Consider the following 11,528-nt stretch of genomic DNA (forward strand, 5'->3'; position numbering starts at 1 on the left):
CCCGCTGGGTGATCGAAGCGCGGCCGCCCGCGACTCAGGCTCGCGACTTCCGTGGGCGCGATTTTTCCGCAGGCGCGCAATAGATGCCATACAGCGCGTCGATGATCCGTTCGGCCGGCCCGGGCGCGAGCGCGTACCAGATGGTCTGCGACTCGCGCCGCGTGTTCACCAGGCCTTCCTCGCGCAGCCTGGCCAGGTGCTGCGAGAGCGCGGACTGGGCCAGGTCGGGCAACTGCTCGTTGATCTGCCCCACCGACATTTCATGCTCTACCAGCAGGCACAGCACGCGCAGGCGCTGGGCATTGCCGAGCGCCTTGAGCAGGCGCGACGCATCGTCCGCGCAGGCGCGCATGGCGCCCAGATCTGCATGGTTCGGTAACGGCATGGCTGCGCCTCCGGTCGGTGCTGTCGGCTGGGTGTAGGGCTTGACTTTAGCACAGCCATCTAAATAAGCTATGCCTAATGTAGATTTTCTATTCGCAATATTGACCCTGGTCAAGCCGCCACATCGCACGAGCGCCTACCGTGGCAGTCGGCTTCAGCCGAGATGAGCAATCCCGTTTCCACACACCTCAGAGGAGTGTCGAGCCATGGCAAACATCATCATCCTTGGAGCAGGCTTGGGCGGCATGTCGGCGGCTTACGAGATCCGCGACACCATTGGTGCCGAACATTCGATCACCGTGGTCGGCGAAGGGCCGCAGTTCAACTTCACACCTTCCAACCCCTGGGTGGCGGTGGGCTGGCGCAAGCAGGACGAGATCCGGGTGGACGTCGCCCAGCCGCTGGCCCGGCGCGACATCCATTTCATCGACGCCAGCGCCAGCAAGGTGCACCCCGCCGACAACCAGATCGAACTGGGCGACGGGCGCAAGCTGGATTACGACTACCTGGTCATCACCACCGGGCCGCGCCTGGCGTTCGAGCGGGTGCCGGGCAGCGGGCCGGAAGGCTACACGCAGTCGGTCTGCACCGGCCCGCACGCGCACCGGGCCTGGCTGGCCTATCAGGAGTTCCTCAAGCACCCGGGGCCGATCGTGATCGGCGCGGCGCAGGGCGCCAGCTGCTTCGGCCCCGCCTACGAGTTCGCGATGATCGTGGACACCGATCTGCGCCGGCGCAAGCTGCGCGACCGGGTGCCGATGACCTACGTCACCGCCGAACCGTACATCGGCCACATGGGCCTGGGCGGCATCGGCGACTCCAGGGGGCTGCTCGAATCGGAGCTGCGCCAGCGCCACATCAAGTGGATCACCAACGCGCGCGTGAGCTCGGTCGAATCCGGCGCGATGCATGTCGAGCAGCTGGACGAGCGCGGCCAGCTGCAGCAGGAACACAGCCTGCCATTCGCCTTCTCGATGCTGCTGCCCTCGTTCGCCGGCGTCGACGCGGTGAAGGAGGTCGAGGGCCTGGTCAATCCGGGCGGCTTCGTGCTGATCGACGAGTTCCAGCGCAACCCGCGCTACCCCAACGTCTACGCCGCCGGCGTGTGCGTGGCCATTCCACCGGTCGAGGTCACCCCGGTGCCCACCGGCGCGCCCAAGACCGGGCTGATGATCGAGTCGATGGTCACCGCCATCGCGCACAACCTGCGCGACGCCATCGCCGGCAAGCAGCCGCATGCGCGCGCCACCTGGAACGCGATGTGCCTGGCCGACATGGGCGACCGCGGCTTCGCCTTCATCGCCCTGCCGCAGATTCCGCCGCGCAACGTGACCAAGTCGATGACCGGCAGGTGGGTGCACCTGGCCAAGGTCGCCTACGAGAAATACTTCCTGCGCAAGATGCGCAAGGGCCAGGCCGACCCGGGTTACGAGAAAGTCATCATGGAGGCGTTCGGCATCGAGCGCCTGAAGCCGGACGTCAAGACGGACTGAGGCGCCAGCCGCATGACCGCCCGCGCGAGGCTCTCCCCATCAAGCACCGACCCGCCGCGGCACCCACCATCCATCCACTGCAGGAGAACAACATGACTATCGAAAACGCGGTACGGGCCTTTGCCGGCGCGGTGATCCTGATCAGCCTGGGCCTCGCCCACTTCGTGTCGCCCGGCTGGTTGTGGGTGACCGCCTTCGTTGGGTTCAACCTGTTCCAGTCCGCCTTCAGCGGCCTCTGCCCGCTGGCCATCATCCTGCGCAAGCTTGGCCTGAAGCCGGCTTGCGCGATCAAGTCATGAACGCGCCGCGCGCGAGTGAGGCAACCAACATGTACTACATCGTGGAATCGAAAAAATCCTTCGAGGACGCGGTCCGCGATCTCGACGCCGCCGTCAGTCGCCACCAGTTCGGCGTGCTGCACGTGCACGACCTGGGCGCCACCTTGCGCAGCAAGGGCTTCGCGTTCGCCGGGCAATGCAAGGTGTTCGAGGTGTGCAGCCCGCGCCACGCCGCCAGCGTGCTGGCCACCGATCTGCGCCTCAACATGGCGCTACCCTGCCGCATCTCGGTGTACACCGAGAACGGGAGCACGCGCATCGGCATGATCAGGCCGGTGCCGATGCTCGGCATGCTCTCGCAGGACGCCTCGCTGGCCGCGATCGCGCAGGAGGTCGAAAGCGCGACCATGCGGATGATCGACGAGGCCGCATGAGCATGCGCCACCTCCGCTCGCTGCCCGCCGCGCTGCTCGCGCTGGGCCTGCTCGCCGGCTGCGGCGGCAAGCCGAACGCCGGCGACGCCGCGGCGAAACCACCTGCGCTGGCGGCGATCGTCGTGCGCGCGGAGGACGCGCCGCGGCAACAGCTCTGGGACGGCGTGGTCGAGGCCGTACAGCAGGTGACGATCACCGCGCAGACCAATGCACGCGTGCGCGAACTGCCGTACGACGTCAACGACGTGGTGGCCAAGGGCGACGTGCTGGTGCGCTTCAGCGACGTAGAGCAGCAGTCCGCGCGCCAGGCCGCCCGGGCACAGCTCGCCTCGGCCGAGGCGAGCTACAAGGATGCGCAGGCGTCGTTCGGGCGCATCGAGGCGGTCTATGCCAAAGGCTACGTGTCCGCCGCGCAGATGGACCAGCAGCGCGCTGCGCGCGATGCGGCCCGCGCGGCGCTGGATGCCGCGCACGCCCAGCTGGCTAACGTCGGCCAGCAGCTGGACTACACCGTGCTGCGCGCGCCGTTCGCCGGCATCATCACGCATCGCTTCGTGCATGTGGGCGAGGCCGTGCAGGCGGGGCCGCCGTCGCCGCAGCCGCTGATCCAGCTGCAGGCACTGGACCAGTTGCGGGTCAACGTGCAGGTGCCGCAGAGCACGGTCGAGGCGATCCGCCAGTTCCACTCGGCGCAGGTGCTGAGCGGTGAGCAGCGCATTGCGGCCGGCGCGGTCGAGGTGTTTCCCTATGCCGACCCGCAGACCCACACGTTCAACGTGCGGCTGCCGTTGCCGGCGGACCACGGCGGCCTGTATCCGGGCATGACGGTGAAGGTGGCGTTCGCCACCGGCGCGGCGAAGCGCCTGCTGCTGCCCGCCTCGACACTGGTGCGGCGCGGCGAGCTGGTCGGCGTCTACGTGATCGATGCGCACGGGGTGAGCCTGCGCCAGCTGCGCACCGGCGAGCACGACGGCGACCGCGTCGAGATCCTGGCCGGGCTCGACGACGGCGAGCGCGTGGCCCGCGACCCGCAGGCGGCCCGTGCCTGGCTGGTTGCGCGGCACGCCGGCGGCCAGCCTTCCAGCGGCGCCTCCGCCGATGAATGAACCTGCCCGACTGGGTATCTCCGGACGTATCGCGCGGGCGTTCCAGGCCTCGCAGATCACCCCCTTGCTGGCGCTGGCCGGGCTGCTGCTGGGCATCGCCGCGGCGATCATCACGCCCAAGGAGGAAGACCCGCAGATCGAAGTGACCATGGCCAACGTGCTGGTGCCGTACCCGGGCGCCAGCGTGCAGAGCGTCGAGAACCTGGTGAGCTTTCCGCTGGAGCAGAAGGTCGCCGAGATCAAGGGCGTCAAGCACGTCTACTCGATGAGCCGCGCCGGCATGGCGGTGGTGACGGTGGAGTTCGACGTCGGCGTGCCGCGTCAGCAGGCACTGGTCGACCTGTACAACAAGCTGTACTCCAACGCCGACTGGGTGCCGCCCGGGCTCGGCGTCGGCCAGCCGCTGGTGAAGCCGTACGGGATCGACGACGTGCCGATGATGGCGGTGACGCTGTGGTCCGACCGCCCGGAGACCACGCCCGAACAGCTGGCCAAGGTGGCGCATACGCTGGAGACCGACCTCAAGCGGGTGCCCGGCACGCGCGACGTCTACACCATCGGTGCGCCGGAGCGCGCGGTGATGGTCGAGCTTGACCCGGCCAGGCTGGCCACCCACCAGCTCGGCGTCGCCGATCTGGTGCGGACGCTGAAGGCGGCCAACGTGGCGGTCGACGCCGGCAGCGAGATCGGCGACAACCGCGACCTGCCGGTCAAGGCCGGCCGCCTGCTGATGAATGCGGACGAGGTGGCGCAGCTGGTGATCGGCCTGGCAGACGGCCGCCCGCTGTACCTGTCTGACGTGGCCCGCGTGGAGGCGGGCAGCAACCACGTGACGCAGCTGGCCTCGTTCGGCACGCCGCCGGGCCGGGCCGGTCCGCTCACCGGGCTGGCCCCCGCGGTGACCCTGGCGATCGCCAAGAAGGCCGGCAGCAATGCCCACACCATCGCCGGCACCATCCGCGAGCGGCTGGACGCCTTGCGCGGGGTGGACATTCCCGCGGGCGTGCACGTCACGGTGACCCGCGACTACGGGCAGACCGCCAACGACAAGGCCGACGAGCTGCTGCTGCACCTGGGCCTGGCCGCGCTGGCGGTGGTGCTGCTGGTGCTGCTGGCGCTTGGCTGGCGCGAGGCGGTGGTGGTCGGCACCGCCGTGGTGGTGACGCTGGCGGTAACCCTGTTTGCCTCGTGGGCGATCGGTTTCACCATCAACCGCGTATCGCTGTTCGCGCTGATCTTCTCGATCGGCATCCTGGTCGACGATGCGATCGTGGTGGTGGAGAACATCCACCGGCACATGGCGCGCGGCGACAAGGGGCTGCTGCAGGCGATTCCCGCCGCGGTGGACGAGGTGGGCGGGCCGACCATCCTGGCGACCTTCACGGTGATCGCCGCGCTGCTGCCGATGGCCTTCGTCGGCGGGCTGATGGGGCCGTACATGCGACCGATCCCGATCAACGCCTCGGTCGGCATGCTGATTTCGCTGGCGGTGGCCTTCGTGGTCACGCCGTGGCTGGCCTACCAGCTGCTGCGCCGCCACGCGCCGGCGGCCGACGCGGCGGAGCACTCGCGCATCGACGGCTTCCTGCAGAACCTGTTCACCCGCGTGATGCGCCCGTTCCTCGGCCACCCGAAGGCGGCGCGCAACCGCCGCCGGCTGTTCTTCGGCATGAGCCTGCTGGTGCTGCTGGCCGCCGGCCTGGCCGGGGTCAAGCTGGTGGTGCTGAAGATGCTGCCGTTCGACAACAAGTCCGAGTTCCAGGTGGTGCTGAACATGCCCGAGGGCTCGACCCTGGAGCAGACCCAGCGCGTGCTGGTCGAGCTCGGCGGCGTGCTGGACGGCGTGCCGGAAGTAAAGGACTACCAGCTCTACGCCGGCACCTCGGCGCCGATGAACTTCAACGGCCTGGTGCGCCAGTACTACCTGCGCAACCAGCCTTACCAGGGCGACATCCAGGTCAACCTGGTCGACAAGGGCGAGCGCCAGCGGCAAAGCCACCAGATCGCGCTGGCGGTGCGGCCGGCGCTGGCGGCGGTGGCGCAGCGCTTCCACGCCCACCTGGTGGTGGCCGAGGTACCGCCGGGGCCGCCGGTGATGGCGCCGATCGTGGCCGAGATCTACGGGCCGGACTACCGCGACCAGCGGGGGGTCGCGCTGGCGCTGGCGCAGCTGTTCGAGCGCACGCCGGGCATCGTCGACGTCAACCTGAGCACGGAGAACCCGCAGGCGACGCGCCGGCTGGTCGAGGTCGACCGCGCGCGGGCCGCCGCGCTGGGCATCAGCCAGGCCGACATCGTCGACGCCCTGCGCACCGGCATGGGCGGCACGCCGGCCAGCTACGTGGCGGACGAGAACGCCAAGTACGCGGTGCCGATCGTGCTGCGGCTGCCGCCGGCCGCGCTGGGCTCGATGGACAGTGTGCTCAAGCTGCGCGTGCGCTCCGCCGCGGGGCAGCTGGTGCCGATCTCCGAGGTGGTGAAGGTGGTTGCCCGGCCATGGGCCGACGCGGTCTACCACAAGGATCTGCTGCCCTATACCTTCGTCACCGGCGACGACGCGGGCAGTGAGGACAGCCCGGTCTACGGCATGTTCGGGCTGGTCGGCAAGATCGGCCAGACGCGCCTGGACGGGCGGCAGCTGGCACAGGAGTTCACCGGGCCGCCGACCAGCGACAGCGGCTTCTCGGTGCGCTGGAGCGGCGAGTGGGAAATCACCCTGGAGACGTTCCGCGACATGGGCATCGCCTACTCGATGGGCCTGCTGCTGATCTACCTGCTGGTGGTCGGGCAGTTCCGCAGCTACCTGGTGCCGCTGATCATCATGGCGCCGATCCCGTTGACCGTGATCGGCGTGATGCCGGGGCACTGGCTGTTCGGCGCGCAGTTCACCGCCACCTCGATGATCGGCATGATCGCGCTGGCCGGCATCATCGTGCGCAACTCGATCCTGCTGGTGGACTTCATCAACCATTCGCTGGCGGCGGGGCTGAGCCTGGAGGATGCGGTGGTCGAGGCCGGCGCGGTGCGCGCCAAGCCGATCATCCTCACCGCGCTGGCGGCGATGCTCGGTGCGTTCTTCATCCTCGGCGACCCGATCTTCCAGGGCCTGGCGGTGTCGCTGGTGTTCGGCGTGCTGGTGTCGACCGTGCTGACCCTGCTGGTGATTCCGCTGCTGTATTACGGGTGGCTGGCGCGCGACGGCGGCCGTCACCTGCCCGGTCGCGACGCGGGCTGAGCACCGGCCGGTAGCCGCACGCGGATCATGCCGGCGCCGCGGCGAGGCGGCGGGCGACGCGCGCGAAACTGGCGGCCGTGACGGCGTTTGCCGGCGCAAAGAAGAACGCGGTGGCGCGGTCGACGTGGTCGCCGTCGCGGATCGGCAGGCGCATCGAGTGGATGCTGAGGTCGCCGAACTCGGGGTGGAAGAACGGCACCGTGATCGCGCTGAGCGGCGCGGTGTGGCAGCGCTGCCACAGTTCGACGAACTCCGCACTGGCCGCGCTCAGCGCCTGGATCAGCCGGTGGAAGCGCGGGTCTTCCGGGTGCGCCGCCTGGTTCATGCGGAACATGCCGAGCAGGTTCAGGGCGCCGTTGTCGAAATCCGGGTACAGCCGCCGCCGTGCCGGGTTCATGAACGCGTTCCACAGGTGGTTGTCGGCAAACGGGCCACCGAACTCGCCGAAGTCGTACAGGCATTCGGCCATGCGGTTCCAGGCCAGCACGTCGAACACCGCATCCAGCACGAAGGCCGGCGCCTGGTACAGGTCCAGTACTTCATGCATCACCGGCGGCAGCGTGAAATGGTGCTCCGGCACGTCGGTGCGGGCCAGTCCCATCAGCGCGAACAGGTAGGCCTGGTCGGTCGGCGACAGCGACAGCGCACGCGCGATCCGCGCCAGTGCCGCAGCCGACACATTGATCGCGCGGCCCTGTTCCAGCCACGTGTACCAGGTGACGCCGACCCCGGCCAGCGCCGCCACCTCCTCGCGGCGCAACCCCGGGGTCAGCCGGCGCGGCCCGCGCGGCAGGCCGGCCGCCTCGGGCGCGAGCGCGGCGCGCCGCGCGCGCAGGAAAGCCTTGAGCTCGGAGCGTTGCATGGCAGTGCGCATGGGGGTGCCCGGGTGGTAGTGGGAGTACCGGCAGTGGGGACTGCCTTCCCATGCTAGCGGCGGCGACCTACCGTCGCCTGTCCCCCAAGTCATGTGCCTGCACGCGATCGTGACGCCGGCGGCGTCCCCCGCCGCACCGGCCGCATTGCCGCAGCCCGTCACGGCGCGCCATGGGCAGACGTCCTTGTGTCATCCATGCAGGAGATCGACATGTCGTTACTCCCCGTCCCCACCGCCTTGCACGCCTCGCATGCTGACGCGCTCACCGATTTCGTGGCGCATGCCCAGCTGATGCTCGACCCCGCTACCCCGGAATCAGTGCGCCGCGATGCCGAACCCCGTCTGCTGGCGCAACTGCCGACCCTGCTGGCGCTGGGCGTGTTCGAGCTGTTCACCATCCGCGACCCGGCGCTGCGCGCGCTGGTGCACGACGAGCTGCGGGCCCAGCGGCCGTGTGCCGCCTAATAGGTTGCCGGAGCAAATACAACTCAGCATATATTTGCCTTGACAAATATACTTGAAGCAATAGAATACGCGGCTATGAACACCGAGTCGCTCGCCTTCGCCACCCCCCAGGAAAGCCTCGGCATCCTGCTCGGCCTGGTCCGTGCGGAGATCGTGCGGGCGATGGAAACCGAGCTGGCGGCCAAGGGCCTGAACCTCAGCTTCACCCAATTCCTGATCCTCAAGCGGCTGGCCCGGCTCGGGCCGATGTCGGCCAGCGAGCTGGCCCGCTCGGTGGAACTGGACGGCGGCGCGATGACCCGCCAGCTCGACCACCTCGAGGGCAAGGGCTACCTGCGCCGCTGCCGGCATGAACAGGACCGGCGCGCCCTGCGCATTGAGCTGACTGACGCCGGCAACGCGCTGTGGACGCAGCTGGTCGACTGCAACGAGCGCGTGCTGACCGCCGCGCAGCGCTCGCTGAGCGAGGCCGAACAGGCGCAACTGCAGGACTACCTGGAGCGCGTGTTGCACGCGCTGCGCGACAAGAGCTGATCTCCCCCTGGACTCCCCCATGCGTCTGCATCAACTGGCGGCTGCGGCTGCCCTGACCCTTGCGCTGGCCGCTTGCGCCAGCAGCGGTGGCCTGCATCCAGAAGGCACGCCGACCGATCCGTCCACCCTGCAGGCCGGGCGCAGCCTGGCCCAGCTCTCCGCGGCCGCGTGGCCATCCACCGACTGGTGGACCGGACTGGACGACCGGCAACTGGACGCGCTGATCGCCGAGGCGCTGCAGGACAACCCCGGCCTTGGTGTGGCCGATGCGCGCGCCCACGCCGCGCAGGCCGAGGCGGGGATCGCCGACGCTGCGCGCGGACCCAGCGTGAACGGCACTGCCGCGGTCTCCGGTGCCCGGCCGCCGGCCGCGCTGCTCGGCGACAAGGCACATTTCGCGGTGGCCAAGTACGGCTACGCCAGCTTCAAGTGGGATCTGGACCCGTGGGGCGGCAAGCGCGCCGCGTGGGAAGCGGCGCTGGGCCAGGCGCGCGCCGCCGAGGTGGACGCCCGTGCCGCGCGCATCGAGCTGTCCGGCAACGTGGCCCGCGCCTATGTCCAGCTCGGCTACGCCTTCACCCAGCAGGACCTGGCCGACGCCGAGCTGCAGCGCGCCGGTTCCGCGCGCGAACTGACCCGCCAGCGCGTGGCCGCCGGCATCGACAACCAGGTCGCGCTGAAGCAGGGCGACGCCGAAGTGGCCAGCGCCGAGCAGCAGGCGGCACTGGCCCGTCGCGCGGTCGAGGCGGCGCGCTCGTCGCTGGCGGTGCTGCTGGGCAAGGGCCCCGACCGCGGCCTGCAGCTCGAGCGGCCGCGGCGGCTGGCGCCAGCCGCGCTGGCGGTGCCGGCGAACCTGCCGCTGGAGCTGGTCGGCCATCGCGCCGACCTGGTCGCGGCGCGCTGGCGCGTCGAGGCCGCCGGCAAGGACATCAAGGTGGCGAAGACCGAGTTCCTGCCGGACATCAGCATCGGTGCGATGGCCGGCCTGGTCAGCATGGGCGGCGCCAACCCGCTCAGCCTGGCCGGGCGGTTCTTCCAGGTCGGGCCATCGCTCAGCCTGCCGATCTTCGACGGCGGCCGCCTGCGCGCGAACCTCGCCGGCAAGGATGCGCAGTACGACCTCGCCGTGGCGCAGTACAACCAGACCCTGGTCGGCGCGCTCAACCAGGTCGCCGACGAACTCTCCGCGCTCAAGTCGCTGCAGACGCAGATCGCCGCCCAGCAGCGCGCGCAGGATGCCGCGCAGCAGGCCTGGGAGCTGGCCGAGCAACGCTACCAGGCCGGCATCGGCAGCTATCTGGAAGCGCTCAGCGTGCGCCAGCAGCTGCTCGCCACCGAGCGCGGCAGCGCCGCGCTCGAAGCGCAGCAGGCCGATCTTTCGGTGCAGCTGATCCAGGCCCTCGGCGGCGGCTACCAGCCGCGCACCGATGCGGCCGCCGCCACCCCGTCCCTCACCCCGTCACGTTCCTGAGGCAGCCCCATGTCCAGCCAGACCATCCCTGATTCGAGCGGCGCCGCGACCGCCAGTACGCCGGCCGCCGCACCGATGAGGAAGCACCCGCGCGGCGTGCTGCTGCGCCTGCTCGGCGGCGTGGTGCTGCTCGCCGTGATCGGCTGGGCGCTGTGGTACTTCCTCGACGGCCGCTGGTACGAGGGCACCGACGACGCCTACGTCAACGGCAACGTGGTGCAGATCACCCCGCAGGTGCCCGGCACCGTGGTCAGCATCGGCGCCGACGACGGCGACCTGGTGCATGCCGGCGACGTGCTGGTGCGACTCGACCCCAGCGATGCCGACGTGGCGCTGGCCGAGGCGAAGGCCAACCTCGCCAACACCGTGCGCAAGGTGCGCGGCCTGTACTCCAGCGTGAACGGCGCACAGGCCGACGTGGCCGCACGCCAGACCGCGGTGGACAAGGCGCGCGCCGACTACCAGCGGCGCGTGGCGCTGGCCAAGTCCGGCGCGATCTCGGCCGAGGAACTGGCGCACGCCAGCGACGCACTGACCAGCGCCGAGAGCAACCTGGTCACCGCCCAGCAGCAGTACCAGACCAGCAAGGTGCTGGTCGACGACACCGTGGTCGCCTCGCACCCGGACGTGCAGGCTGCCGCGGCACGCCTGCGCGCCGCCTTCCTCGACGACGAGCGCGCCACCCTGGTCGCGCCGGTGGACGGCTATGTGGCCAAACGCTCGGTGCAGGTCGGCCAGCGCGTGCAGCCGGGCGCCGCGCTGATGGCGGTGGTGCCGCTGCGCCAGGTGTGGGTGGACGCGAACTTCAAGGAAACCCAGCTCACCGACATGCGCATCGGTCAGCCGGTGACGATCGAGTCCGACGTCTACGGCGGCAAGGTGGCCTACAAGGGCAAGGTGCAGAGCCTGGGCGTCGGTACCGGCAGCGCGTTCTCGCTGCTGCCGGCGCAGAACGCCACCGGCAACTGGATCAAGATCGTGCAGCGCATCCCGGTGCGCATCGTGTTCGACGACCCGGCCCAGCTGGACCAGCACCCGCTGCGCATCGGCATGTCGCTGAGCGTGGATGTGGGCCTGCACGATCGCAGCGGCCCGATGCTCTCGCAGCGCTCGCCGAGCAAGCCCGCCTTCAGCACCGACGTCTACCGGCAGCAACTGGCCAGTGCCGACGCGACGATCACGCAAATCGTGCACGCCAACATGGCCGGCGGCAAGTAACCCCAAACCTCTGTGGGAGCCCGCTAGCGGGCGATG

General features: G+C 69.8%; 11 protein-coding genes. 9 read left to right on the forward strand and 2 right to left on the reverse strand.

Annotation, left to right across the window (positions count from 1 at the left end):
* Positions 1 to 34 precede the first annotated feature (34 nt).
* Complete coding sequence (locus tag UUA_RS13070) at positions 35 to 385, reverse strand: ArsR/SmtB family transcription factor (protein ID WP_008437633.1); 351 nt, start codon at positions 383 to 385, stop codon at positions 35 to 37.
* Between the two features lie 205 nt (positions 386 to 590).
* Between UUA_RS13070 and UUA_RS13075 the strand changes: the two genes are divergently transcribed.
* The 5 genes from UUA_RS13075 to UUA_RS13095 all read left to right on the forward strand — a co-directional run bounded on the left by UUA_RS13075 (position 591) and on the right by UUA_RS13095 (position 6,930).
* Complete coding sequence (locus UUA_RS13075; RefSeq protein WP_008437638.1) at positions 591 to 1,877, forward strand: NAD(P)/FAD-dependent oxidoreductase; 1,287 nt, start codon at positions 591 to 593, stop codon at positions 1,875 to 1,877.
* 92 nt (positions 1,878 to 1,969) lie between these two features.
* The gene (locus UUA_RS13080) at positions 1,970 to 2,176 is read left to right on the forward strand and encodes a YgaP family membrane protein (RefSeq protein WP_008437640.1); all 207 of its coding nucleotides are present in this window, start codon (positions 1,970 to 1,972) and stop codon (positions 2,174 to 2,176) included.
* Entirely contained in the window at positions 2,173 to 2,589 is a 417-nt protein-coding gene (locus UUA_RS13085; RefSeq protein ID WP_008437641.1) for a DUF302 domain-containing protein, read from the forward strand. Before UUA_RS13080 ends, UUA_RS13085 begins: the two co-directional genes overlap by 4 nt.
* Positions 2,586 to 3,695 carry an efflux RND transporter periplasmic adaptor subunit gene (locus UUA_RS13090; protein WP_008437642.1) on the forward strand — a complete coding sequence of 370 codons (1,110 nt, stop codon included), beginning with the start codon at positions 2,586 to 2,588 and terminating at the stop codon, positions 3,693 to 3,695. The genes UUA_RS13085 and UUA_RS13090 overlap by 4 nt, the downstream gene beginning before the upstream one ends.
* Positions 3,688 to 6,930: an efflux RND transporter permease subunit gene (locus UUA_RS13095; protein ID WP_039954032.1), complete on the forward strand. Its 3,243-nt coding sequence runs from the start codon at positions 3,688 to 3,690 to the stop codon at positions 6,928 to 6,930. Before UUA_RS13090 ends, UUA_RS13095 begins: the two co-directional genes overlap by 8 nt.
* A 25-nt stretch (positions 6,931 to 6,955) precedes the next feature.
* Here the strand turns inward: UUA_RS13095 and UUA_RS13100 are convergent, their stop codons facing one another.
* Positions 6,956 to 7,792 (reverse strand): helix-turn-helix transcriptional regulator, encoded by an 837-nt coding sequence (locus UUA_RS13100; protein ID WP_008437645.1) that lies wholly within the window; start codon positions 7,790 to 7,792, stop codon positions 6,956 to 6,958.
* A 222-nt stretch (positions 7,793 to 8,014) separates the two neighbouring features.
* Between UUA_RS13100 and UUA_RS13105 the strand changes: the two genes are divergently transcribed.
* From UUA_RS13105 to UUA_RS13120, 4 genes are all read left to right on the forward strand, one after another.
* Positions 8,015 to 8,269, forward strand: coding sequence for a hypothetical protein (locus tag UUA_RS13105; RefSeq protein WP_008437651.1), 255 nt, complete (start codon positions 8,015 to 8,017; stop codon positions 8,267 to 8,269).
* A gap of 75 nt (positions 8,270 to 8,344) precedes the next feature.
* Positions 8,345 to 8,803: a MarR family winged helix-turn-helix transcriptional regulator gene (locus UUA_RS13110; RefSeq protein ID WP_008437652.1), complete on the forward strand. Its 459-nt coding sequence runs from the start codon at positions 8,345 to 8,347 to the stop codon at positions 8,801 to 8,803.
* 19 nt (positions 8,804 to 8,822) lie between these two features.
* A complete protein-coding gene (locus UUA_RS13115; RefSeq protein WP_008437653.1) occupies positions 8,823 to 10,274 on the forward strand; it encodes an efflux transporter outer membrane subunit in 1,452 nt (483 codons plus the stop codon).
* A gap of 9 nt (positions 10,275 to 10,283) precedes the next feature.
* Positions 10,284 to 11,492, forward strand: coding sequence for an HlyD/EmrA/EmrK family protein (locus tag UUA_RS13120; protein ID WP_008437654.1), 1,209 nt, complete (start codon positions 10,284 to 10,286; stop codon positions 11,490 to 11,492).
* Positions 11,493 to 11,528 lie beyond the last annotated feature (36 nt).

The organism is Rhodanobacter thiooxydans LCS2 (assembly GCF_000264375.1).
GTDB classification, from domain to species: Bacteria; Pseudomonadota; Gammaproteobacteria; order Xanthomonadales; family Rhodanobacteraceae; genus Rhodanobacter; species Rhodanobacter thiooxydans.